The sequence below is a fragment of the Konateibacter massiliensis genome (assembly GCF_900184995.1).
Taxonomy (GTDB): domain Bacteria; phylum Bacillota; class Clostridia; order Lachnospirales; family Lachnospiraceae; genus Lachnotalea; species Lachnotalea massiliensis.
Genome location: NZ_LT860099.1, coordinates 1,844,592 through 1,869,883 on the forward strand (window position 1 = coordinate 1,844,592; position 25,292 = coordinate 1,869,883).

20 protein-coding genes are annotated in these 25,292 nt (G+C 39.9%); all 20 read right to left on the minus strand.

The features are described from left to right. Nucleotides 1-17: 17 nt before the first annotated feature. Nucleotides 18-431 carry a flagellar protein gene (locus CTY48_RS14345; protein ID WP_099469156.1) on the minus strand — a complete coding sequence of 138 codons (414 nt, stop codon included), beginning with the start codon at nucleotides 429-431 and terminating at the stop codon, nucleotides 18-20. Nucleotides 432-443: 12 nt separating this feature from the next. Then, a complete protein-coding gene (locus CTY48_RS14350; protein WP_099469157.1) occupies nucleotides 444-1,178 on the minus strand; it encodes a ComF family protein in 735 nt (244 codons plus the stop codon). A 36-nt stretch (nucleotides 1,179-1,214) separates the two neighbouring features. Further along, nucleotides 1,215-3,428 carry an SF1B family DNA helicase RecD2 gene (gene recD2 / locus CTY48_RS14355; RefSeq protein WP_099469158.1) on the minus strand — a complete coding sequence of 738 codons (2,214 nt, stop codon included), beginning with the start codon at nucleotides 3,426-3,428 and terminating at the stop codon, nucleotides 1,215-1,217. A gap of 117 nt (nucleotides 3,429-3,545) precedes the next feature. After that, nucleotides 3,546-3,881: a rod-binding protein gene (locus CTY48_RS14360; protein ID WP_099469159.1), complete on the minus strand. Its 336-nt coding sequence runs from the start codon at nucleotides 3,879-3,881 to the stop codon at nucleotides 3,546-3,548. An 18-nt stretch (nucleotides 3,882-3,899) separates the two neighbouring features. Then, nucleotides 3,900-4,712 (minus strand): flagellar basal-body rod protein FlgG, encoded by an 813-nt coding sequence (flgG, locus tag CTY48_RS14365; RefSeq protein ID WP_099469160.1) that lies wholly within the window; start codon nucleotides 4,710-4,712, stop codon nucleotides 3,900-3,902. A gap of 39 nt (nucleotides 4,713-4,751) precedes the next feature. Beyond that, on the minus strand, nucleotides 4,752-5,525 hold the full coding sequence (locus CTY48_RS14370; RefSeq protein WP_099469161.1) for a flagellar hook-basal body protein: 774 nt from the start codon (nucleotides 5,523-5,525) through the stop codon (nucleotides 4,752-4,754). A gap of 14 nt (nucleotides 5,526-5,539) precedes the next feature. Further along, nucleotides 5,540-6,532, minus strand: coding sequence for a rod shape-determining protein (gene mreB, locus CTY48_RS14375; protein ID WP_099469162.1), 993 nt, complete (start codon nucleotides 6,530-6,532; stop codon nucleotides 5,540-5,542). Between the two features lie 555 nt (nucleotides 6,533-7,087). Next, nucleotides 7,088-9,922 carry an excinuclease ABC subunit UvrA gene (gene uvrA / locus CTY48_RS14380; protein ID WP_099469163.1) on the minus strand — a complete coding sequence of 945 codons (2,835 nt, stop codon included), beginning with the start codon at nucleotides 9,920-9,922 and terminating at the stop codon, nucleotides 7,088-7,090. A 377-nt stretch (nucleotides 9,923-10,299) separates the two neighbouring features. After that, nucleotides 10,300-11,238 carry a glycerophosphodiester phosphodiesterase family protein gene (locus CTY48_RS14385; protein ID WP_099469164.1) on the minus strand — a complete coding sequence of 313 codons (939 nt, stop codon included), beginning with the start codon at nucleotides 11,236-11,238 and terminating at the stop codon, nucleotides 10,300-10,302. Nucleotides 11,239-11,298: 60 nt separating this feature from the next. Beyond that, nucleotides 11,299-12,711, minus strand: a complete 1,413-nt coding sequence (locus CTY48_RS14390) for a sensor histidine kinase (RefSeq protein ID WP_143452726.1) — start codon at nucleotides 12,709-12,711, stop codon at nucleotides 11,299-11,301. Further along, nucleotides 12,698-13,372, minus strand: coding sequence for a response regulator transcription factor (locus CTY48_RS14395; RefSeq protein WP_099469166.1), 675 nt, complete (start codon nucleotides 13,370-13,372; stop codon nucleotides 12,698-12,700). The genes CTY48_RS14390 and CTY48_RS14395 overlap by 14 nt, the downstream gene beginning before the upstream one ends. A 272-nt stretch (nucleotides 13,373-13,644) precedes the next feature. After that, nucleotides 13,645-15,627: an excinuclease ABC subunit UvrB gene (gene uvrB / locus CTY48_RS14400; protein WP_099469167.1), complete on the minus strand. Its 1,983-nt coding sequence runs from the start codon at nucleotides 15,625-15,627 to the stop codon at nucleotides 13,645-13,647. A gap of 226 nt (nucleotides 15,628-15,853) precedes the next feature. Next, nucleotides 15,854-17,299, minus strand: a complete 1,446-nt coding sequence (locus CTY48_RS14405) for a purple acid phosphatase family protein (protein WP_099469168.1) — start codon at nucleotides 17,297-17,299, stop codon at nucleotides 15,854-15,856. A 142-nt stretch (nucleotides 17,300-17,441) separates the two neighbouring features. Then, on the minus strand, nucleotides 17,442-18,068 hold the full coding sequence (locus tag CTY48_RS14410) for a nitroreductase family protein (protein ID WP_099469169.1): 627 nt from the start codon (nucleotides 18,066-18,068) through the stop codon (nucleotides 17,442-17,444). A 201-nt stretch (nucleotides 18,069-18,269) separates the two neighbouring features. Next, complete coding sequence (gene tuf, locus CTY48_RS14415; RefSeq protein ID WP_099469170.1) at nucleotides 18,270-19,463, minus strand: elongation factor Tu; 1,194 nt, start codon at nucleotides 19,461-19,463, stop codon at nucleotides 18,270-18,272. A gap of 166 nt (nucleotides 19,464-19,629) precedes the next feature. Continuing rightward, nucleotides 19,630-21,747 carry an elongation factor G gene (gene fusA / locus CTY48_RS14420; protein ID WP_099469171.1) on the minus strand — a complete coding sequence of 706 codons (2,118 nt, stop codon included), beginning with the start codon at nucleotides 21,745-21,747 and terminating at the stop codon, nucleotides 19,630-19,632. 137 nt (nucleotides 21,748-21,884) lie between these two features. Further along, nucleotides 21,885-22,355: a 30S ribosomal protein S7 gene (gene rpsG, locus CTY48_RS14425; protein WP_180272737.1), complete on the minus strand. Its 471-nt coding sequence runs from the start codon at nucleotides 22,353-22,355 to the stop codon at nucleotides 21,885-21,887. A gap of 178 nt (nucleotides 22,356-22,533) precedes the next feature. Beyond that, nucleotides 22,534-22,953 (minus strand): 30S ribosomal protein S12, encoded by a 420-nt coding sequence (gene rpsL / locus CTY48_RS14430; RefSeq protein WP_099469173.1) that lies wholly within the window; start codon nucleotides 22,951-22,953, stop codon nucleotides 22,534-22,536. A gap of 149 nt (nucleotides 22,954-23,102) precedes the next feature. Continuing rightward, a complete protein-coding gene (locus tag CTY48_RS14435) occupies nucleotides 23,103-24,086 on the minus strand; it encodes a hypothetical protein (RefSeq protein WP_099469174.1) in 984 nt (327 codons plus the stop codon). A 146-nt stretch (nucleotides 24,087-24,232) separates the two neighbouring features. Continuing rightward, on the minus strand, nucleotides 24,233-25,261 hold the full coding sequence (locus tag CTY48_RS14440) for a sugar kinase (protein ID WP_099469175.1): 1,029 nt from the start codon (nucleotides 25,259-25,261) through the stop codon (nucleotides 24,233-24,235). Nucleotides 25,262-25,292 lie beyond the last annotated feature (31 nt).

Consider the following 25,292-nt stretch of genomic DNA (forward strand, 5'->3'; position numbering starts at 1 on the left):
AAGTTGCGGGGAGAAGATTATCTTCTATCTAAAAATCGCATTCTTTCTTTTTCTTTCTCTGCCTTTTTCACCTCTGGCATAATTGCTTTCGGCTTCTGAATCGCTTGGTTCATCGAGTTGGCAAGCGTTGCTTTGCATTTTGCACAGTACTTGCCTGTCCGAATCATCGTTCCACAGTTCTCACACTCGATTGCCACCGGTGAATCCTCTGTAAACGTAAGTCTTTCCTCTCTGACCCATTGCTTAATCTGCTGAATGCTCACTTCATTTTCCTCAGAAATCATTCCCATCGTTGCCTTTGGATGTTCTCTTAAATATTCTTTTACTTTCTGGAACTCATCCTCAGCCAGCGCGGCACAGGTAGGACAAATTTGTGGTCCCCCGATATAGTTAAACAACTTTTTACATTTTCGACAATTTCTAACGTCCATTTACTTTCCCTCCTAAATTCCTTCACCAATACTGATTGTAATAAAATATATCTCATAAACACCCATATTTTCAAGTAATTCCGCCACGCTATTTATGGTTGCTCCGGTCGTATAAATATCATCCACCAGTATTACTCTTTTTAATTCTACATCATTGTTCATAGTTTTAAAAGCTTTTTTCAGATTCTTTATTCTTTGTTTATCATTTAAGCCCTTTTGGGGGAGTGTTTTTTTCTCACGTTTTATGCAATCAGAGAGCACCGGAACTCCTAACTGCTTCGACAATTCCCGGCACAAATCTTCTGCCTGGTTAAATCCCCTGCTTCTCATTTTCGACTGATGTATCGGAATAGGAATCAATGCATCCGCATTCCAGCTCTCAATTTTTCTTCTATGCCTCAATACAATTTCGTTGGCATACACCCTCGCATATTCCCTTTTGTTGTTGTACTTAAAATTATAGATGGATTTGCGTATCTCATCTCCGTAAACCCAAAGTGCAAGCCCTCTTGTATAGATATGCTCTCTTTTTGAACAGTCATAGCAGTATTCCTGTTCCTCTGCAAGAAGCTGCTTGCCGCATTTTTTACAGGACGGCTCCTCAATATACTTTATTTTCTTTTTACATTCAGGGCAAACCTCCGCCCTGTCAACCTTTGGTATTCTTCCGCAAATCGGACATGTATGCGGGTATAAAATATTTAGCACGCCCTCCGTTATTTGCACTAGCCATTTGATATCGTTCACATGAAGCCTTTCTCCCCAAATATCTCCACGTCCTTTTTATAACTCTAACTCCAGTACTCGGTCACATAAGCCGGAATACCTTTTTTGTTCACTCTCGTTTCCGATCATAGCTTGGAAGGTGTCTTCACTTCCTACAATGGTAACGCATTTTTTTGCTCTTGTCACTGCCGTATAGAGAAGATTGCGGTTCATCAACATTCTAGGCCCCGTCAAAAGAGGAATAACAACGGCCGGATATTCGCTTCCCTGAGACTTGTGTATTGTGATTGCATATGCCAGCTCAATTTCATCAAGCTGCTTAAAGGAATAAATAACGCTTCTTCCCTCGTCAAACTCTACAACCATCTCTTCCGTAAAATGGTTAATTTCCTTTATGATTCCCATATCACCATTAAAGATACCCATTCCCTTATTCACTGCAATTTTGTATCGGTTTCTAACTTCCCATTCCATCTGGTAATTATTCTTAATCTGCATAATCTTATCGCCTTCGCGAAACAGCCCTTGTCCATATTCTTTTTCCTGCTTGGATGCAGACCTTGGATTCAGGTATTCTTGCAGTATTTCATTCAGCCTTTCTACTCCGAGATTTCCTTTTCGCATAGGTGTGAGGACCTGAATGTCATAGGAGGTTGCCTCTACGTATGGAGGCAGCTTGCTCTGAATCAGCGCAAGGAGAACACGAATGATGACATTTGCATCATCCCTTCTTAAGAAAAAGAAATCCTTGCTCTTATTATCCGCTATAACCCGCTCTCCCTTATTAATCCTATGAGCATTCACAACAATGTCACTTTGTACGGCTTGTCTGAATATTTTATTCAACATAACAACCTGAAACTTTTCAGAGCGAATCATATCCTTCAAAACACTTCCCGGCCCCACGGAGGGAAGCTGGTCCACATCTCCTACCAGAATAAGTCTTGTCCCGACTGATACCGCTTTCAAAAGGGAATGAATCAGATAAATATCCACCATCGACATCTCGTCAATAATGACAACATCCGCTTCCAAAGGATTTTCCTCGTTTCGGTCAAAACCTCCCACGCTGTCTCCCTCGGGTGCCCCTGACACCTCCAGCAGTCTGTGAATGGTCTGTGCCTCATAGCCTGTTGTCTCGGTCATTCTTTTTGCCGCACGCCCTGTTGGCGCCGCCAGATAGATGTTCAATTCTTCCGCTTCAAAATAGCGGATAATCGCATTGATTGTGGTGGTCTTTCCTGTTCCCGGACCTCCCGTCACAATAAGCAAACCATTTCGAACCGCTTCCACAACCGCTTTTTTCTGCAAATCGTCCAGCTCGATATCCGAGGAGAGTTCTATTTTTTTCAACCGTTCATATATATCTTCTTCATCTGCATCCGTTTGTATATTTAAATCATGAAGCATCTTAGCAGTATTTAGCTCCATGTAATAATACCGCGCTGCATAGACATGCCGAACGCTTTCTTTTTCCTTCACAACGAGCTTTTTTTCAATAACCATATCCATGATATATTTGGCAATATGCTGCTGTTCTATATTCAAAAGCTCTGCTGCTCTGTTTAACAGAACGTTTTCCGGCAGATACGTGTGCCCCTCTCCGATTGCCTGTAGCAACACATACAAAATGCCGCTTTTAATGCGAAATTCAGAATCAACGTGAATACCCACTTTTCCGGCTATGTCGTCTGCAATTTTAAATCCAATTCCTGTAATATCATCTGCCAATCTATAGGGATTTTCTTTCACGATAGGATAGATATTCTGACCGTATTGGCTGTAAATTTTTACCGCCAGCGTCGTAGATATTCCATACTGCTGCAAAAAAATCATCGCTTTTCGCAAATCTCTCTTATCCTCTATCTGCTCAGCGATTTCTCTTGCTTTTTTTTCACTGATTCCCTTCACTTCCACCAATCGTTCCGGCTCTTCCTCTATAATCCGGAAAGTATCGGCCTTAAATTTTCTCACAATTCTTGCCGCGAGTGCTACACCGATTCCTTTAATCGCCCCTGAGCCCAAATAACGCTCAATGGCAATCATATCCTGAGGTGCTTTCACCTCATAGTTTTTTATCTGAAACTGTTTTCCGTAGCTGGGGTGGTCGACATAATCCCCCTCCGCTTCTATCAGCTCTCCTTCACCGATATAGTGAAACATTCCTACACAGGTAATCTCCTCACCGTCATTCACAAGCTCAAGAACCGTATAACCGTTATCATTATTTCTATATATGATACGTTCCACATAACCTTCAATCGTTTTCATTCTTTTTCCGCCTATATTTAACGGATATACCTGAAAGCCGATAAGCGGCGTTTCGAAATATATCCGTCAGTTATTTTTACCAGATGTTTTATTTTCTGCTAATCATTCTATTTAATTTTATAGGTTATAATTAATCTTCATCTGATCGTAGAGTGTTTGAGCAATTCCAAGCTCTCCTTTTTCTGTAACCATTGATGCGAACTCCTGCGTCATCGTATCTTCGAAGTAGTCCAATGTACTGACTCCACTCGAATCATCCTCATCATCAGGAACCATTTTTTTCATCTCTTTGAATACCTGCTCCACAAAGTATGTCTCAAACTCCTTGCATACATTCATTAACTCATCATCAGATGCCGTAGCGTAATCTTTGCTTAAGCTATCCTCTACTTTGCTGCTTGAAGCAGTGCTGTTTAAATACTGTGAACCATAGATTGAAGAAATTCCATCCATTTTATCTTCCTCCTAGTGCTATCTCAGGTTGTTCGCCTGCTGCATCATAGTATCTGCTGACTGAATTGCCTTTGAGTTCATTTCATATGCTCTCTGCGCAACAATCAAGTTAACCATCTCATCTGCAATCTCTACATTAGAAGCTTCCAAATATCCTTGAACTACCTTGCTCTTCGTAACATTTGCATTGGTTGCCTCATTGATTGCTGCTCCTGAAGCATCGCTCACCTGATATAAGCTGTCACCCTGTTTTAACAGACCTGCCGGATTACTAAACTGATATAAACCAACCTTAACATTCAAATTGGTTGTTGTTCCATCGGCATTTTTATAAAATAATTGTCCCGATGTATCTACGGTTATATTCGCTGCATTGTAGGTAGCCGGTACTGAAATCACATTTCCTGCACTGTTAAGAACAGGATAACCTTCACTTGTTGCAAGAATAATACCGTTTGCTCCCAAGCCAAACTGGAAGGAACCATTACGGGTATAATATGTATTTCCATCTTCACCTCTCACCGCAAAGAAACCGTCTCCGCTAACAGCCAAATCGGAATTTGTTCCTGTCTCGGTCAAAGCTCCCTGTGTATAATGGGATGTAATGGATGAATTTCTGACACCCAAACCAACCTGTGCACCAATCGGCTTATTCTCCCCGTTTGCAGATGTTGTCTTTGTTTGGATTGTCTGATAAAGCAACGACTTAAACTCTGCTGACTCCGATTTGTAACCTGTTGTATTAACATTTGCTAAATTATTTGCAATTGTATCAACTGCTGTCTGCTGTGCAGTCATACCACTGGCTGCTGTCCATAATGTTCTTAACATTCTCTATACACCTCTCTATTTCTCATATGTACAACCTATTTATAGTTTTCCGACTGTATTAACCGCCTTGTCCAAGGTCCCGTCAATTGTTGTAATTACCTTCTGATTTGTCTCATATGCCCTTGTAATCTGTATCATATTTACCATCTCTGACACAACATTCACATTAGACGCCTCAATAAAACCTTGACGTACCCTTGCCGTGGAAGCCTGTGCGGTTCCGCCTTCCACGAGATTATACATATTTTCTCCATACTTTTCCAAGTAATCATAATTTGTAAAGTCTGTCACTGCCAGTTTATTCACGACAGCTCCGTCCTGATAAATATTACCAAGGGTATCGATGGTTGTTGTTTCATTCAAATTAAGTCGAATCGGATTATTTCCGTTTCCTAATACGAAATCGCCATCCTTCGTCACAAGATACCCTTGTGTATTCACAGTAAAAGAACCGTCACGAGTATATTTTGTAGATGTCTCTCCCGATTTATTTGTAAACGAAATACTAAAAAATCCATTTCCTTCCAATGCAATATCATAAGTATTGCCTGTCTCCTTAAAAGATCCCTGGTCATAGTTTGTATAGGTCTCCCCAATCTGAGCCCCCATACTCATCGTACCAATTCTTTTATTTACATAATAACTGGAAGCATCCTTTATCTTCACACCATATACATCTGCAAAAGATTGTGCTGTTGCCCCTTCCGCCTTGTAACCATAAGTAGATGCATTCGCCATATTATTCGTGATGACATCCATTCGGTTTTGTTCATTAAGCATGCCTGTATAGGCCGTATATAACCCCTTTACCATGTTGTGCCTCCTTCTTATTCGTCTCTCTTTCCGCTTAAGAATTCTACGAATTTTCCTGTTCCAATCGCCACTGCTGTCATCGGGTCCTCTGCCGTAATTGTATTAATTCCTGTTTTTTCTTCAATCAGCTCTTCCAGACCTCTCAAAAGGCTTCCGCCTCCTGTCAGTACAATTCCTCTATCTGCAACGTCAGCCGCCAATTCAGGTGGTGTCTTTTCCAATACACTGTGAACTGCTTCCACAATCTGTGCTGTGGTCTCTCTTAACGCTTCCTCTGTTTCCTCAGAAGTAACATTTACCGTCTTAGGAAGACCAGTTACGAGATTACGTCCTCTTACATCCATAGAATCCACTTCGGCCCTGCGATATGCAGAACCAATTTTAATTTTAATATCCTCAGCTGTTCTCTCACCAATTAACAAATTATGTTTCTTGCGCATATAGCGGACAATCGCTTCGTCAAAATCATCTCCTGCAATTTTAATGGAGGTGCTTACTACTGTTCCTCCAAGAGAAATAACCGCAATATCAGATGTTCCGCCACCGATATCAACAATCATGTTACCGCATGGTCTTGAAATATCAATACCTGCTCCGATTGCTGCTGCGATTGGCTCTTCAATAATAGAAACCTCTCTTGCTCCTGCCTGATAGGTTGCATCTTCCACTGCCTTTTTCTCAACCTCTGTCACTCCGCTTGGGACGCAGACACTGATTCTTGGCTTACGGAAGGTTTTCTTTCCCAATGCCTTCTGAATAAAATACTTCAGCATTTTTTCCGTAACGGTATAATCCGAAATCACACCCTGTCTCAGCGGTCTTACCGCAACGATGTTTCCCGGTGTTCTACCAAGCATAAGGCGAGCTTCCTCACCAATTGCTTTAATCTTATTTGTATCTCTGTCAAATGCCACTACTGACGGCTCTTTTAACACAACACCTTTTCCCTTTATATAGACAAGAATACTTGCTGTTCCTAAATCAATTCCAATATCCGTATTTAACATAATGATCCCCTTTCGAATAGGCTGCTTCTTTCACAATAATAAAATTACTTTTGTCTGTAAAATATAATATAGACTGCTTTATCATTTACCCCCGATATCAATATGGGTTCTCTTCGTTTTCATCAATATCCATAGTATTTCACATACTTATTTACATTATAAACAATAATTAAAATTTTTTAAAGTCTTTTCTTATATTTTTCACTATTTTTCTATTCTAGCCTATGTTTGTGAAGATTCTTTGTTCAAAATTATGCCAAATACTCCTTCCTGCAGAATCTTTACCGTTTTTCACTATTTTTTAAACATTTCGTCAAAAAATGAACACATTTAACCTGTATACTAATCTCATATTAGCAAAGAGCTAATATGATTTTTCATAACTCATGCACAGCAGTTGCCGGTAAAATACTGCTGTGCACTCCCTCAAATATGTTACTCTTCGGAGTGTTATAAGGTGTCAGCGTCATAATGCTGGCACTTTTTTTATATCAATAGGAAAGTTCTCCGAACTTCCTATGATATATATCGGTTGTTTTTTTTATTACTGTATAGTTAGGCTAAATATTTTTTTATATACTTTCCTGTATATGATTTTTTATTTACCGCAACTTCCTCCGGAGTACCGATTGCTACAACCGTTCCGCCGGCATCTCCGCCTTCAGGTCCGATGTCAATGATATGGTCGGCTGTCTTTATCACATCCAGATTATGTTCAATCACCACCACAGAATTGCCTCCCTCAGAAAGTCTTCTTAAAATCTCAATCAACTTATGCACATCCGCAAAGTGCAGACCGGTTGTCGGCTCATCCAGAATATAAATCGTCTTTCCCGTCCCTCTTTTGCTTAGCTCTGTGGCAAGTTTGATTCGCTGTGCCTCTCCGCCGGATAAAGTGGTGGATGGCTGTCCCAGACGAATATAGGAAAGTCCTACATCATTTAGTGTCTCAATTTTTCTGTGAATGGAAGGAATGTTTTCAAAAAATCCCAACGCCTCTTCCACTGTCATATCGAGAACATCATAAATGCTTTTTCCTTTATATTTGACCTCAAGTGTTTCCCGGTTATAACGTTTTCCCTGACACACTTCACAAGGAACATATACGTCAGGTAAAAAGTGCATTTCAATTTTAATGATTCCGTCACCGCTGCACGCCTCACAACGTCCGCCCTTTACATTAAAGCTGAAGCGTCCCTTCTGATACCCTCTTGCCTTGGCATCGGGGGTTGTGGCAAACAAATCTCTTATCTGATCAAAAACACCGGTGTAAGTCGCAGGATTGGAACGAGGCGTTCTTCCGATCGGTGACTGGTCAATATCAATTACCTTATCAAGCTGCTCAATTCCTTCTATCTTCTTGTGCTTACCTGCAATAGTTCTTGCCCTGTTTAGTTTTTTCGCTAACTCCTTATATACAATCTCATTGACAAGTGAGCTTTTTCCGGAACCTGATACACCTGTGACACATGTCATTATACCAAGTGGAATATCCACATCAATATTTTTCAGATTGTTTTCCTGGGCTCCTCTGACTTTCAGGTAGCCGGTTGGCTTTCTTCTCTCTTGCGGAACCGGAATTTTAATCCTTCCGCTTAGATATGCTCCGGTAACAGAGTTTTTATTTTTCATAATTTCAGCCGCAGTTCCCTGTGCTACCAGCTGTCCGCCGTGCTCACCTGCTCCGGGCCCAATGTCAATGACATGATCTGCGGCAAGCATCGTATCCTCATCATGCTCCACAACAAGCAAGCTGTTTCCCAGTTCCTTTAAATGAAGCAAAGTTTTCAGCAGCTTGTCATTGTCTCTCTGGTGAAGCCCGATACTTGGCTCGTCCAAAATATAGGCTACGCCTACCAGGCCGGAACCAATCTGGGTTGCCAGACGGATTCGCTGTGCCTCTCCTCCTGACAGGGAGCCCGTTGCACGCGCAAGTGTCAGATATTCAAGTCCTACATCAATCAGGAATTTAATTCTCGCCTTGATTTCTTTTAATATCTGCTCTCCTATCATCTCCTGCGTCTTCGTCAACTCCATATTGGCAATGAAGTCCTGAAGTTTTTTGATAGACATCGCCGTCACTTCATGAATATTCTTATCACCGACAGTCACTGCAAGCGATCCCTTTTTCAAACGCTGCCCGCCGCACTCCTTACAAGGTGTAATTCGCATATAAGTTTCATACTCCTGCTTTGTGCTCTCCGAAGCAGTCTCGCGGTATCTTCTCTCCACATTTCTAACGAGTCCCTCGAACGCCACATCATAAACGCCTTCGCCTCGCTGTCCCTTGTAATGCACCTTGACCTCTCTGCCGTTCGTTCCGTTGATGAGCATGTCCTGAATATTCTCCGGCAAATCCTCAAACGGTGTATGCAGGTCAAACTTATATTCCTTTGCCAGTGCGTCTAAAATAGCTCTTGTGTAGCTTGATTTGTCCGTACTGGACTGCCAGCCTAAAACAACAATTGCACCGTCAGCAATACTTACACTTTTATCCGGTATCATCAAATCTACATCAAATTCCATCTTATATCCAAGTCCATAGCAAACCGGGCATGCACCGAAAGGATTATTAAAGGAAAAGCTTCTCGGCTCTATCTCATCAATACTAATCCCGCAATCGGGGCAGGAAAAACTTTGGCTGAAATTGATTGGCTCGCTGTCTGTTACATCAACAGTCATCAAGCCTTCTGCCAGCTCGAGCACCGTCTCAATGGAGTCGGTGAGTCGCTTTTCAATGCCTTCCTTTACCACAAGTCTATCCACGATAATCTCAATATTGTGTTTTTTATTTTTATCCAGCTTGATTTCCTCGGTGAGTTCATACAGATTTCCGTCCACACGCACTCGGACATAGCCGCTCTTCTTCGCCTGCTCAAACAGTTTGGTATGCTCACCTTTTCTGCCTCGCACCACCGGGGCAAGAAGCTGTATCTTACTTCTCTCCGGCAAAAGCATAATCTGATCGACCATCTGGTCTACTGTCTGCTTCTTTATTTCCTTCCCGCACTCCGGGCAATGCGGAATACCGATTCTCGCATAGAGAAGTCGGAAATAGTCATAGATTTCCGTTACCGTACCGACTGTGGAACGCGGATTGCGGTTGGTAGATTTCTGATCAATCGAAATAGCCGGGCTTAAGCCTTCAATGCTTTCCACATTCGGCTTTTCCATCTGGCCTAAAAATTGTCTTGCGTAGGAGGACAGTGATTCCATATATCTTCTCTGCCCTTCCGCATATATCGTATCAAAAGCAAGAGAGGATTTTCCCGAGCCGCTCAATCCGGTTAATACAACCAGCTCGTTGCGCGGGATGTCGATATCCAGATTCTTTAAATTATGCTCGTTCGCTCCTCTTATTTTTATATATTGTCTGTTGTTCTTTGCCATCTTACACCTCTTTATTTAACTTTTATAGGTGAAACCAAATACTCGCTTCGCGAGTGCTTGGTTTCCTGCTGATACTCGAAAACTCCGTTTTCTCATTAACATATCAGGTGAAACCAAATACTCGCTTCGCGAGTGCTTGGTTTCCTGCTGATATGTTACATTATACCACCAATTGTTTATTTTGCAAACATTTGTTCTTTTAATATTTAAAAATAGAATAAAGAATGTGTAAAGCACATTCTCTGTGCGGAACGGGCTGAGCAGCAACGACTTCCTCTTCGCACGGTGTGCATAGTATTTTTGATATCAAAGGAAATTTCCTTTGATATCAAAAACGGAAGCCTACACGTTTATAGTATAGCTTCCGCCCAATATAATCATTCTGATTTTCTTTTTTTCAATTTTATTTTTATCAAGAATATAGTTAAAACAAAAATTATCACGGCACCGAGTATGGCACTGATTTTTATTGTACCTTTTATATACTGTTTTATCGGATTAATAAAGTTTGTATAAACTCCGCTTACTCCTGCTTCTTGAAGCTTCTTCCATCTCGACAGACTATCCACCGTATGTGTGTATGTAGTGATTCCACTTTTCTCTAACTTACTCACATTTTCTTTTGTTGCATATGCCTTAGGCAGTGTTACAACCTTGATATTGTTTTCCAAGCACCATTCAAGAATATTATCTATTCCGTTTTCTTTTAACTCACTTTTTATATTATATAAGGTAAAAATATAGTTTTTAAAATCAAAACTTTTCTGAATTTCCTCATAGTTTTCATAAGTGTAAAACTGAATGACAAACTGTCTGCTTGCTTGTGTATATCCAAGACTTTTCGACGTATCCTCAATCACTTGCAGCATATCATATATGCCTGTCTCATACTCTTTGGTATCCGTTACAAAATAAACATCCGGATGCTCCATCGCAAATTGAATAATTTCTTCTATTCCGACAGGAGTATACGTTCCGTATACCTTTGTTTCCATAAACTCTTCATAGGTTGGTATATTCTCATCCGAAAAGTTATCACCAAGATCATCACTCCACTCATGGCGAGCCACAAGTCTTTTGTCCTTCGTAAATGATAAATCTACCTCCAGCACTCGAAATCCTTTTGAATAGGAATATTCCATCGCTTCCATTGAATTAGTATAAGCCTTATCATCTATCCCTCCAAGTGCATGAGCTATATAATGATATTTCTTATAGTACGGCTGCTGATATCGGTACACAAGCAGTAACGTTATAAATATAAAAATTCCGATTACCGAAACAATTATGTACTTTTTCTTTGGCTTATAGTTCATGGCTTCCTCCTCGTACGAAGCCTACTATAAATGCCCTATATGTAATTTATGTGTAATAGATTATCTCGGTATCCAGAAAGAAAATTCAACTCCCCCATTTTTATTCTCAACATGAACACTTCCTTCATGCAATGAAATATTCGCTTTTACAATTGTAAGCCCCACTCCGTAATTATTGCTTTCCCTTACTCTGGATTTTTCCATCTTATAAAATACCTTCCAAATATTCTCTATCTCGCCCTCCGGAATGTGCTTCCCCGAATTATATACTCTAAACCAAAAACCCTCCTCATCATTTTCAAATGAGACTTTAATTGTCCCCTCATCCTCTGTGTGACGAATTGCATTCTCCATATAATTAAACGCCGCTCTTTCCACCAGATGATAATCGCCTGAAATAAGGAGATTTTCATCTCCTTCTATTTGAAAACGAAGTCCGCGTTTTCTGATTTGTTCTGTAAAGCACATTTCTATGCTGTCAATCAACTGCTTTGCCTGAAAAACAGTCTTATTAATCTCACGCCCTACTTCCTCCATAACCGAAAGCTCCAGCATTTCTTTTACAAGATAATTCATTTTATTGCACTCTTCAATAATAACATTACAATACTTTTCCATTTTTTCCGGTGTTTCTGCCACTGCAAATTTCAAGCCTTCTGCATATCCCTTCACCGCGGCAATCGGAGTTTTTAACTCATGAGACATATCTCTCACAAGTTCTTTTCTGTCATCAATATCTTGTTTTAACCCCTCAATACTTACGTTCAATTTGTCCGAAATTTCATTGATTGTATTTGCCAGTGTTCCCAACTCATTTTTAGATTTTATCTCTAGTTTTTCATCAAAATTAAGCCTTGCAATTTTTTTTGCATGCTCATTAATTTCCAGTATCGGTTTTGTTACACCTCTTGAGAAATAAAAAATAAATACGGAACCAAGAACAATCAAAATAAGCGCTGTTCCCTCTACAAGTTTATTTGCCGTGGTTATATTTTCATAGACACTCTGGATTGACCTCGTCAATATAATATATACCTCTTCGTCTCCGTCTAAGAGCTTGGTAACACACACTAACCTTATAATATTGTTCTCATCATTACTTCTCTCCGAATAGTAAACTCCGTCCGTCTCCATCGCTTTTTGACCTGCGTTGATTGCATTCACTGCCCACTCAGAAAGTGTTGTACTTTTACTCCTTTCAGGCTTAGAGGTATATAAAAGATTGGAATCCTTATCTGCAATGCGTACCCATATGCCCCATGTTCCGTCAATCATTTCAATATAGTCCTGCAAAGAAGCCTTATCCGTTTGATATTCTTTTGCAATTTCTTCACTGGTACTCTTCATGCGTTTTTTGCTTTGGTGCATATAATATTCTTTAAAAAGCGAAACATTGATAATAACATTTCCCGCCACAAGAATAAGCATGAACAGCATAAACGCCAAAAACAAACTTTTTCTAATTGACCTCAAAATAATATCCCTGCCCTCTCACAGTTTTAATATAATCTTGACATACTCCCAGCTTGGCCCGAAGCATTTTAATATGAGTATCCACAGTTCTCTCATTTCCCTCGTAATCAAATCCCCATATTGTCGTAACAATTTGATCTCTATTTAATACAACCTCTTTATTTTTTACAAGATAAAGCAGAAGCTGATATTCTTTGTTGTTTAAACGCACAAACTGATTATTTACAAATACCTTCCGTCTCAGCTGATCGATGGACAAATTCCCTATCTCCAATCTCTCTGTCTGCTCGATGTTATTTCTTCTGAACTGTGCATTCACCCTGGCAACAAGGACTTCATAGCTAAATGGCTTTGCAATATAATCATCTGCACCGCTTGTGAGGCCTTCCACCTCATCCTTATTTTCACACAATGCTGTGAGCATAATAATCGGTGTATTCGAATACTCTCTTATTTCACGCAGAACTTTCCAGCCATCCGTTTTGGGCATTAAAACATCTAAGATAACTAAATCAATGTCCTCCGTTTCAAAGAAAAGGTTCAATGCCTGTTCCCCATCACTTACAGTCAACACACTGTATCCTTCTTTTTCTAAAATATCTTGAAGTAAGTCTCTTAAAACCATTTCATCATCTGCAATCAGAATTGTTCCCTTGCTCATGTGCCCTCCATTCTTACCCTCTGCTTTTGTAATTTGTAACTGTTCAGAGCCAAGCAAATTCGATAAAGAGTATGCATTAGGAATGCTCGCATTCCTAATGCATATCTTTATCAAATTTATTTGGCGGATACGCCACATCTCGAAAACACTGCGTGTTTTCAAGATTGGCTCTGAATCGTTACTGTAATTTTAAAAATAAGCATAAATTCACATTTTATATTATTACATCGCATTGTGTATTGAATGTGTAAAACAAAGTATTTATTCTGTAATTATTCTAATGCCAATAACATCTGCTTCAATTCGGTCATCTTGTCTCTGAGCTCTGCCGCTGCCTCGAAGTTCAACTCTGCTGCCGCCTTCTTCATCTGCTTTGTCAGCTTATTAACCAGCTTCTCAAGCTCTTCCTTACTCATGGACTCCGGATCCTTCGCCATTTTCAGCTCCTCTTTTGCGACCGCTTTTGAAATGCTGATTAACTCACGCACCGCCTTTTGAATGGTCTGAGGAGTAATTCCATGTTCCTTATTATACTGCTCCTGAATTTCCCTTCTTCGGTTCGTCTCACTGATGGCAGTATTCATAGAATCGGTAATATGGTCCGCATACATGATAACTCTGCCTTCTGCATTTCTGGCTGCACGTCCTACTGTCTGTATCAGAGAAGTCGCGGAACGCAAAAAGCCTTCTTTATCCGCATCTAAAATAGCAACAAGCGTAATCTCCGGAATATCAAGTCCTTCTCGCAACAGGTTGATTCCGACCAGCACATCAAACACATCCAGACGCATATCCCTTATAATTTCGGAACGCTCCAGCGTGTCAATATCGGAATGCAAGTACTTTACCCTGATGCCGACCTCTCTCATATAATCCGTCAAATCCTCCGCCATTTTTTTCGTCAGAGTCGTGATGAGTATTTTATTTTTCTTCTTTACTTCCTTATTCACTTCGCCAATCAGGTCATCAATCTGTCCCTCAATCGGCCTTACATCAATCTTAGGATCGAGAAGTCCGGTTGGGCGGATAATCTGTTCGGTTCTGAAAAGCTCATGTTCCTTCTCATATACCGATGGCGTCGCTGATACAAACAGCATCTGGTTAATTTTTTCTTCAAACTCACTAAAATTCAGTGGACGGTTGTCCTTAGCGGACGGCAGACGAAAACCATAATCCACCAGAGTTGTTTTTCTGGACTGGTCTCCCGCATACATTCCTCGGACCTGAGGAATCGTAATATGTGACTCATCCACAATAATAAGAAAATCATCCCGGAAATAATCAATCAGCGTGTGAGGCGGCTGGCCCGGCGCCAAGCCCGACATTTGTCTGGAATAATTCTCAATCCCCGAACAAAAGCCTGTCTCCCGAAGCATCTCAATATCAAAATTTGTTCTCTCTGAGATTCTCTGCGCCTCCAGCAGCTTGTCCTGACTTTTAAAATATTTGACCCGTTCCTCAAGCTCCTCTTCAATTTCCTTCGTCGCTATCTTAATCTTTTCCTGCGGTACTACATAATGGGATGCCGGAAATATACCGATATGCTCAAGCGTACCTTTTATCTCACCTGTCAGTACATCAATTTCTGTAATCCGGTCAACCTCGTCCCCGAAAAATTCGATTCGCACTGCCAAATCGCTGTAATCTGCCGGAATAACCTCTAATACATCACCTCGCACACGGAACGTACCTCGTTTGAAATCCATCTCATTTCTCGTATACTGTATATCAATCAATTTGCGAATCACTTCATCTCTATCCTTAATCATACCCGGTCTCAAAGAAATCATCATCTTCTCATAATCGACCGGAGAACCAAGTCCGTAGATGCAGGAAACACTGGAAACAATAATAACATCTTTCCGCTCAATCAGTGATGCCGTAGCAGATAACCTTAATTTATCAATCTCGTCATTGATTGCCGAATCTTTGGCAATATAAGTATCTGTGGAAGGTACATAGGCTTCCGGCTGATAGTAATCATAGTATGACACAAAATATTCCACCGCATTCTCCGGAAAAAATTCTTTAAACTCACCATAGAGCTGTGCCGCCAAGGTCTTGTTATGTGCAATAATCAGCGTTGGCTTCTGAATTTCCTGAATAATATTTGCCATCGTGAAGGTCTTACCTGAGCCTGTAACACCCAAAAGTGTCTGAAACTGATTTCCCTCTCTAAATCCGTTTACAAGCTGTCTGATAGCCTCAGGCTGGTCACCGGTGGGCTGATATTCTGAATGTAATTTGAACTCCATTTTATTTTACCTCCAAAATGATTGATAACATTGATTAAGGTGCCATTCTAATCAACATTGTAATTTACAATACTCCGTTTTCTTCTGTTACGTTACATTTTATCATACTCATCACGAAATGTATATATCAAGCCGAACTTTTGTTCTGTTTTTCAACTAGCAGTCATTAGATAAAAATGAACCCGCCGCACCGGATTATCCGGCACGTTGAGCTCATTTTGTATTACTACTCTTTTATAATCGAAAACTCATCATAAACTTCCCATGTATCGGTATTGTATGTGGTCACTTTAAAGCTTGTCGGTGTCACATCAATTCTGGATGCCTGCGGATGTCCGGATGCTTCCGTTTTAACTGCATTGGGATTTCCGATTGATTCATGAAACAGATTTCCGCTGCTGGAACTTAATGTAAAATAAACAATTCCGTCAGGATTTGTCACTGAGCTTCCATCTGTCTTCTGAGATATGGAGGTTCCCTTCATCACATGAGTTCTGGAAAACAATTGATCATGTCCGTTAAGCACAACATCCACACCTGCTTCTTCCAAAAACGGAATAAGTTCCTGCACTGATGCGGCATCATTTTGATTTTTTTCTACCGCACTAAAAGGAGGAAAATGGAAAACTGCAACCTTCCATGTTGCGTCTGGATACTGTGCTGACGCCTCTTCCACAAACTTCTTGTGATAGTCATCGTAATCACTTCCGTTATTGCTGTTAATCATTAAAAACAGTACTCCGTTGTAGCTAAAGTAATAATCATCATTCGTGACATCTGCATCCGGCTCAATTTTATTAAAGTTCGGCAGATTAAAATGTTCCTTGAAATGGCTTCCGCCTACATCATGATTTCCAATAGTCGGGGCAAATGCCAGTGAATAAAGTCCCACATGATTCAGCAATGACGCATAGTCATCATTGCTATCGTTGATTCCGACCTGGTCTCCGGTGCTTAATAAAAATGCCACATCCTGAATCTGTTCTTTTATTTTATTGATGGTGTTATCAAAAATCCCCATCTGGTCAAGCCCTTCATCATCCGTACCAATTCCCATTTCCGGGTCACCGACAGCGGCAAAGCTAAAGCTTGTATCAAAGGAGGAGGTCTTGTATGTATAAATCGGCGACCATCCCTCACTGTTGCCAACTACATAATAGTAGGTCGTGCTTGGTTTCAAGTTGGATACCGTAGCCTTGTTTACATAATATCCTTCCTCTGTCTTTGATTCCTTTGTCTTTGCGGCTGTTGAATTGGAGGTGTAAAATAAATTGCTCTCCATCGTGGAAGCCTCCTGCATCAATACCATTCCATCGCTTGCACTCTTCGAATACCATACAAAGTTTCTCTCGGCTTCTGTCTTGCCTACCTCAACGGAAAGATACTTTAATCCGGTTTTTTCAACGACCTCATTTGCGACAGCAGGCACTGTGATAATCTCTCCCGATCCTACCGCTAAAGTCTCCTCTGCTGCTGGCACTTCAGCTTCCGCTGCCGGTTTCTGCACAGTTGCCTCGGCTTGTTCTTCAACAGATGTATTTTCCTCTGTCGTCTGCTCTTTTGCCTGTTCAACAGGCTGTTCTATATTCACATCGTCTGCCTTTTGTGAACAGCCCACCATGAAAGTCAATAAAAAACAGAGCAGTATTGCTGTTAATCCTATTCTTTTCATAATACTTATCTCCTTTTTTAATTTACCATATATATAATATATGATATCTTGTACCAAAATATAAACTCGGTATCATTATATAATACCATAAAAATACTATCAATATACTTAAGAGATTATTACGAAATATGAAAAGTGATTTTTACCAGCAATTTATATGTATCCTATCTTCTATCGAATAATCTTTCTGAATGCTATACACAGCATCATCTGCTGGTTTTCCGATAGCAATATAACAAGGCATCTCATAATCATCCGGGAAATTCAAAACACTTTTTACATATTCATTTTCGTCACCTAAAGGTATACGTAATGCACACGCATACTCCTCTGCTGCAGCCGCCAAAAATATATTCTCAATACAACACCAAATAGAAGCAAAACCATTAAGAGCCGATAAATCTTTAGGCTGCAACAAATTCTTTTTTTGCTTAAATAACGGAATTACTATGCAGCTTGCATTGAGGAGCATTTGATACTGCTTAGGAATTGCATCCTTATACATATTTTGTTGACATTCATCGTTTAATCTCCATGACTTCATTATGAAGTCCACACGTTTAGCTGATACTTTTTTCGGAATCTTTTTGATCAACTGTTTCATATTAGCTTTATCATCTATTACTATAAAATGCCAATCTCTCATATGATCATTTGTCGGAGCTTTCATCCCTGCCTCAATAATTCTATAGATAGTATCCCTATCAATAGGTTCATCCTTGAAATCTCTTATCGTTCTTCTATTATTTACTACGCTATAAAAATCCATAAATAAATCCTCCCCTCAAACATGATAATTCGTTCAATTTAGAATGTTTCTATTTAGAACTATATTAACACTGCTATTATATAATGTCAACAAGATGACGCCGTTTACAGCTTCACTCATCATAAATCAAAAAACCGCAACCCCTTATATAATAAGGGATTACGGTTTTCATTTTAATTAATATAATTTAAAAGCTATTAATTAAGCAATAACAGTAGCAACACGACCTGAACCTACCGTACGTCCACCTTCACGGATAGCGAATGTAAGACCCTGATCCATAGCGATTGGATGAATAAGTTCGATTGTCATTTCTACGTTATCACCAGGCATACACATTTCAACACCTGCTGGTAAGTTACAGATACCTGTTACGTCAGTTGTTCTGAAGTAGAACTGAGGTCTGTAGTTGTTGAAGAAAGGAGTATGACGTCCACCTTCATCTTTTGTTAAAACGTAAACCTGAGCTGTAAATTTTGTATGGCATTTGATTGAACCTGGTTTAGCAAGAACCTGTCCTCTTTCGATTTCGTCTCTCTGAACACCACGAAGTAATGCACCGATGTTATCACCAGCCTGAGCATCATCAAGAAGCTTTCTGAACATTTCGATACCTGTTACAACAACTTTACGTGTCTCTTCTTTGATACCAACGATTTCAACTTCATCTGATACGTGAAGCATACCGCGCTCTACTCTACCTGTAGCAACTGTACCACGTCCTGTGATAGAGAAGATATCCTCGATTGGCATTAAGAAAGGCTGATCTGTTGCTCTAACTGGATCTGGAATCCATGTATCTACTGCTTCCATTAATTCCATAATCTTATCGCCCCATTCTCCGTTAGGATCTTCAAGAGCTTTAAGAGCTGAACCCTGGATAACTGGTGTGTCATCGCCTGGGAAATCATACTCGCTTAATAAGTCTCTGATTTCCATCTCTACTAATTCAAGTAACTCAGCGTCATCAACCATATCACACTTGTTCATGAATACTACGATGTAAGGAACACCAACCTGTCTTGAAAGAAGGATATGCTCTTTTGTCTGAGCCATAACACCGTCTGTAGCAGCAACAACAAGGATAGCACCATCCATCTGTGCAGCACCAGTGATCATGTTCTTAACGTAGTCAGCATGTCCTGGGCAGTCAACGTGAGCATAGTGTCTGTTTTCTGTTGAATACTCAACGTGAGAAGTAGAAATTGTGATACCTCTTTCTCTCTCCTCTGGAGCCTTATCGATGTTAGCAAAATCAACTGCTGCGTTTCCTGCAACTCTTACTGATAAAGTCTTTGTAATTGCAGCTGTTAAAGTTGTCTTACCATGATCAACGTGACCAATGGTTCCGATGTTACAATGCGTTTTATTTCTCTCAAATTTAGATTTAGCCATTTTTAAAATGTCCTCCTTATAAATATATGTGCCCTTTTGGGCATTATTTTTTAGTTTTAATCTATCAACAAATAGGCTATCTTAAATTATATTTCAAATTCAAGATATTTTCAAGCCTATTTTATTAATTTTACACAGTTATTTCTAGCTTTGACAAATCCTGCTATTATTTTACACGATTCGAAATAATTTTTTCCTGAACTGACTTCGGAACCTGCTCATATTTATCAAAGAACATTGAGTAGTTTCCACGTCCCTGAGTCTTGGAACGTAAGTCTGTCGCGTATCCGAACATCTCTGACAATGGAACGAAAGCCTTGATCAGCTTTCCGCCGCCGATGTCTTCCATACCTTCAATACGTCCACGGCGGGAATTGATATCACCAATTACATCACCCATGTACTCTTCCGGCATAGTTACTTCTACTCTCATGATTGGCTCAAGAATTACTGCTCCACCCTTGTTCATTGCATCCTTGAATGCTAAGGAACCGGCAATGTGGAATGCCATCTCACTTGAATCGACTTCATGGTAGGAACCGTCATAAACAACAGCTTTGATACCTAATACAGGGAAGCCTGCAAGGATACCAGCCTTAGATGCCTCTTCGATACCTTCACCAACTGCTGGGATGTATTCCTTCGGAATAGAACCACCAACAACCTCAGATTCAAACTTGAATACTTCTTCTGCGTTTGCATCCATAGGCTCAAAACGAACCTTACAATGTCCGTACTGTCCACGTCCACCAGACTGTTTTGCATACTTACTGTCTACTTCAACAATCTTTGTAAAGCTTTCCTTGTAAGCAACCTGAGGAGCACCTACGTTAGCCTCTACCTTGAACTCACGAAGAAGTCTGTCTACGATAATTTCAAGATGCAGCTCACCCATACCTGCAATGATAGTCTGTCCTGTTTCCTGATCTGTATGAGCTCTGAAAGTAGGATCTTCCTCTGCAAGTTTTGCTAAGGCTTCACCCATCTTGCCCTGACCAGCTTTTGTCTTAGGCTCAATAGCCAATTCGATAACTGGTTCTGGGAATTCCATGGACTCAAGGATAACTGGATGCTGCTCATCACAAATTGTATCACCGGTAGTCGTAAACTTAAAGCCTACAGCCGCCGCGATATCTCCTGAATATACTTTACTCAGTTCTTCTCTCTTGTTAGCATGCATCTGAAGAATACGTCCAACACGCTCTTTCTTGCCCTTTGTTGCATTTAATACATAAGAACCTGAGTTCAATGTACCGGAGTAAACTCTAAAGAATGCAAGCTTACCAACAAATGGATCAGCCATAATCTTAAATGCCAAAGCAGAGAAAGGCTCTTCATCTGATGAATGTCTTACTACTTCATTTCCGTCCATATCAGTACCATCAATAGCAGGGATGTCTGTAGGTGCCGGCATAAACATAAGAATTGCATCAAGAAGTTTTTGAACACCTTTATTTTTGTAAGCAGAACCACAGCAAACAGGGATTGCTTTACATTCGCAAGTACCCTTTCTTAATGTTGCCTTTAATTCTTCTTCAGAAGGTTCTTCTCCTTCTAAATACATCATCATTAAGTCATCGTCTAACTCACAGATTTTTTCAACTAATTCTGCTCTGTATAACTCTGCATCATCTTTCATGTCATCCGGTATTGAAGTTACGCTAATATCATCACCTTTGTCATCATTGTAGATATAAGCCTTCATTTCAAACAAATCAATGATTCCTTTGAATTCATCTTCTTTACCGATTGGCAGCTGAATAACGATTGTGTTCTTGCCTAATCTTGTTTTAATCTGTTCCACTACACTGTAAAAATTTGCACCTAAAATGTCCATCTTATTAACAAATGCCATTCTTGGTACATTATAAGTGTCAGCCTGACGCCATACATTTTCAGACTGAGGTTCTACTCCACCTTTTGCACAGAATACACCTACTGCGCCGTCAAGTACACGGAGTGATCTCTCAACCTCAACTGTAAAGTCAACGTGTCCCGGTGTATCAATGATATTAATACGATGCTCTAAAGCGCCCGGCATAGCCTGTGCTTCCTGTTGCATTGTCCAGTGACATGTTGTAGCGGCTGAAGTAATGGTAATACCTCTTTCCTGTTCCTGCTCCATCCAGTCCATAGTTGCAGTACCTTCATGAGTATCACCAATTTTATAGTTAACACCGGTATAATAAAGAATACGTTCTGTTGTTGTAGTCTTTCCGGCATCAATATGGGCCATAATACCGATGTTTCTAGTTCGCTCTAATGGATATTCTCTTCCAGCCAACGGATTTTCCTCCTTACTTCTTCTTAAAAATTGTTTCAAACAAGTGAAGCAATCATTACTTCACTTGTTCTTATCACAAAGAGTGCATTTACACTCTTATTTTATACAAAAATTGTATAATGTTTTTGGAAAAAAGATTAGAATCTGTAATGTGCAAAAGCCTTATTTGCCTCTGCCATTTTGTGCATATCTTCTTTCTTCTTAACAGATGCTCCAGTGTTGTTAGCAGCATCTAAGATTTCATTTGCCAATCTTTCTTCCTGAGTCTTCTCACCTCTTGCGCGTGAGTAAGTTGTAATCCAACGAAGCGCTAACGCTTGTCTTCTGTCAGGTCTTACTTCGATTGGTACCTGATAAGTTGCTCCACCGATACGTCTTGCCTTTACTTCAAGTACTGGCATGATGTTATTCATAGCTTCTTCAAAAACATCAAGAGCTGGTCTCTCTGTCTTTCCTGCAACTCTTTCAAAAGCTCCGTATACAATTTTCTGCGCTACACCTCTCTTACCATCTAACATAATGTTATTGATAAGCTTGGTAACTACTTTGTTATTGTATAATGGATCTGCTAATACGTCTCTTTTTTGAGTATGTCCTTTACGTGGCACGGTACTTCCCTCCTTAATTCATGCTTGTTATTCAACAAGGTTTTTAATTAAATCATCGGTACTCACATGTGTCGTTCTACTGTGTTCGCGCTCGGTACTTCTATATATATATCCTGCAACCTACAGGGTAATGCTAGAATGCCGGCACTTAATAGTTCTGTTTGTGATTACAATAATTCTATTTAGCGGCTTTTGGTCTCTTAGCTCCGTATTTGGAACGAGCCTGTCTTCTGTTAGCAACACCTGCTGTATCAAGTGTACCTCTAACGATATGATATCTTGTACCTGGTAAATCTTTTACTCTACCACCTCTGATAAGTACAACACTATGCTCCTGAAGGTTATGTCCTTCACCTGGAATATAGCTTGTTACTTCGATACCATTTGACAAACGAACTCTGGCAATCTTTCTAAGAGCTGAGTTAGGTTTCTTAGGAGTAGCTGTCTTAACTGCTGTACAAACACCTCTTTTTTGTGGTGCTGAAATATCAGTGGACTTCTTTCTCAAAGAGTTGTAACCCTTCTGAAGAGCCGGTGCTGTTGATTTCTTTTCTGATGTCTGTCTTCCTTTTCTTACTAACTGATTAAATGTTGGCATTCTTTTCACCTCCTGTGATTTTCTTCTGCGGTTGCTGTTTATTCAGCTTAAATGCGCGCATAAAGAAACCACTTTATGCATGCTAATCTAGTATAAAGTTTTCTTTGCCCGCTGTCAAGTTATTTATTTTAAAAACAATAAATTTTTCATCAGTTATTTGCTAGTTCCTCAAATATTTCTAACACATTTTTGTCAAAATTAATTTCTTCTTTTCTGATCTTGTCCCTATAATGTTCGAATTGTTTTGTATGCTCATCAAAATTCTGAAAAATATCCTTTATCAACTCAATAATTTGGGGGGCACTCTGAGCGATATCTTCAAATTTATATTCCTCCGGTATTGAAACATCCTCATAATATGCCGCACTGCCCGCCTTATTTGTTATAATACAGCATCCCCTGAGAGCTGCTTCGCGAGGAATTCTATCTTTACCCGGATGATTTCCAAAATCAACATAAACCTTTGAAGCATCCATTAAGTTAGCCACTTGCTTAGGAGTCATATTCTGGATAGGCAACCATGTTATGCCAGAAGCTTGTCCTATTAAATACAAGACCTTTTCCAGACCCTTCTTGGGGTTAAATAAACAATAATTATTTCTGACAGACGCTTTCTTTTCTTCCTCAAAATCCATTCTTAAATAATCGGACAGGTAATAAATCTTATTTTCCTCTATATTCAGCCGTTTCATTACAAAGTCCTTCGCATAATAGGACTGAACAAAGTGCAAAAGTTCTTCATCCCCAAGTCCAAATACATCAATAAATTCTTCATTCCTTAAATCCTTTTGATACATAAGTTGAATGTTATCATAGTAATTGTCTACGCTTAACCACCATATTATCTTTTTACTTTGCGGTAGATAAAAAATCAATTCTACTGCCACTTCAGGCATAATTACAATTGCCTCTTCATCATTTGCTTCCTCAAGGGATAATGTATAAAGATTGTTATAAACTTCATAATTTGGATGTACCGGCTCCGTAGTTTCCACATTCTCTGCTTTATTAGCATAGTAAAGCATCTTAGCATTATAACCAAATTTATTTAGCTTAAAACAAAGCTGATGCAATAATTCCGGCCCACCGCTTGCAATACAAGATGGTGCTGCAACAAATATTCGCTTTTTCATAATATTCACCTTTCTCCTTTACAAACAAAATAAGGCCGCAAGCAGCTTCTCTTGTCATGCATAAAATCAATAAGCATATCATTCGATATGCTTATTGATTTTATTATACCATAAATACTAAGGTTGCTACTGTTTATTATAAAAAATTAACGATTCATCTCACTCTGTTCACCGATGTTCTTATGGCTGTCAATAATTTTATTCAGCTCCTTCAAATCGGTGGACGGCAAATCTCCTGATATCGTGTTCTTTACCGCACTTGCGGCGTTGCCGTATTCGAGTGCCTTCTGGCAGTCATCATATTGAAGCAGACCATACAGCGCTCCCGCAACATAGGCGTCACCGCTTCCGATACGGTCTACAACTTCTATGTTTTCATACGCAGGCTCTTCATAGTACTTATCCGCCTTTGCATCATAGATTGTGGATGAGAAGTTATGTTTCTTAGGGCTGATTACCTTTCGCTCGGTAGATGCCACCACAGATATATTGTAATCTTTCGTAAATTCCTTCATCATTGCCTTTAAATCGCCTGATTTTTTAAACGTTCTCCTCGCAGTCTCTTCCGAAACAAACAGGATATCTACATACGGAAGTACTTCTTCAATATATTCCTTTGCTTCAGCTTCTGTCCATAGGTTTGCACGAAAATTGACATCAAAGGAAATCATTGCCCCTGCTTTCTTAAATCTCTTAATCATTTCCAATGCCACATCTCTCGACTGTTGGGATAATGCAAGGGTAATTCCGCTTGTGTGGAACAGTCTTGTGCTTTCATATGCACTGTCCGGTATCTCTTCCAATCGAATCGAGTTGATCGAGGTATATTTTCTGTCATACACAACCGATGCCTTTCGCGGATAAGCTCCGTTTTCATAATAATAGATGCCAAGACGCGCTTCCTTGCTCTCATCATAAATAAGATAATCATCACTCACATCACAGAAACGGATTCTGTTTTTTGCATATGTTCCGATTTCGGTCGCCGGTATCTTGGAAATAATACCTGTCCTAAGCCCTAGAAGTGAAATTCCTGAAACAACATTAAGCTCTGCTCCGCCCACACATTTTTGAAAGGAGTCCCCTCTGACAATTCTCTCGTTATCCGGTGCTGATAATCTTAGTAAAATCTCTCCCAATGCCAATGCATCAAATTCCTTTTCTTTTGAACTCATAAAATCTCTCCTTCTCCCAAAGCAAATATTG

Excerpts from the sequence above, each read along its gene's own strand:
- CTY48_RS14345 (WP_099469156.1), bottom strand. The coding sequence starts at position 431 with ATGGACGTTAGAAATTGTCGAAAATGTAAAAAGTTGTTTAACTATATC.
- recD2 (WP_099469158.1), bottom strand. The coding sequence starts at position 3,428 with ATGAAAACGATTGAAGGTTATGTGGAACGTATCATATATAGAAATAAT.
- CTY48_RS14360 (WP_099469159.1), bottom strand. The coding sequence starts at position 3,881 with ATGGATGGAATTTCTTCAATCTATGGTTCACAGTATTTAAACAGCACT.
- flgG (WP_099469160.1), bottom strand. The coding sequence starts at position 4,712 with ATGTTAAGAACATTATGGACAGCAGCCAGTGGTATGACTGCACAGCAG.
- CTY48_RS14370 (WP_099469161.1), bottom strand. The coding sequence starts at position 5,525 with ATGGTAAAGGGGTTATATACGGCCTATACAGGCATGCTTAATGAACAA.
- mreB (WP_099469162.1), bottom strand. The coding sequence starts at position 6,532 with ATGTTAAATACGGATATTGGAATTGATTTAGGAACAGCAAGTATTCTT.
- uvrA (WP_099469163.1), bottom strand. The coding sequence starts at position 9,922 with ATGGCAAAGAACAACAGACAATATATAAAAATAAGAGGAGCGAACGAG.
- CTY48_RS14385 (WP_099469164.1), bottom strand. The coding sequence starts at position 11,238 with ATGAACTATAAGCCAAAGAAAAAGTACATAATTGTTTCGGTAATCGGA.
- CTY48_RS14395 (WP_099469166.1), bottom strand. The coding sequence starts at position 13,372 with ATGAGCAAGGGAACAATTCTGATTGCAGATGATGAAATGGTTTTAAGA.
- uvrB (WP_099469167.1), bottom strand. The coding sequence starts at position 15,627 with ATGGAGTTCAAATTACATTCAGAATATCAGCCCACCGGTGACCAGCCT.
- CTY48_RS14405 (WP_099469168.1), bottom strand. The coding sequence starts at position 17,299 with ATGAAAAGAATAGGATTAACAGCAATACTGCTCTGTTTTTTATTGACT.
- CTY48_RS14410 (WP_099469169.1), bottom strand. The coding sequence starts at position 18,068 with ATGGATTTTTATAGCGTAGTAAATAATAGAAGAACGATAAGAGATTTC.
- tuf (WP_099469170.1), bottom strand. The coding sequence starts at position 19,463 with ATGGCTAAATCTAAATTTGAGAGAAATAAAACGCATTGTAACATCGGA.
- rpsL (WP_099469173.1), bottom strand. The coding sequence starts at position 22,953 with ATGCCAACATTTAATCAGTTAGTAAGAAAAGGAAGACAGACATCAGAA.
- CTY48_RS14435 (WP_099469174.1), bottom strand. The coding sequence starts at position 24,086 with ATGAAAAAGCGAATATTTGTTGCAGCACCATCTTGTATTGCAAGCGGT.
- CTY48_RS14440 (WP_099469175.1), bottom strand. The coding sequence starts at position 25,261 with ATGAGTTCAAAAGAAAAGGAATTTGATGCATTGGCATTGGGAGAGATT.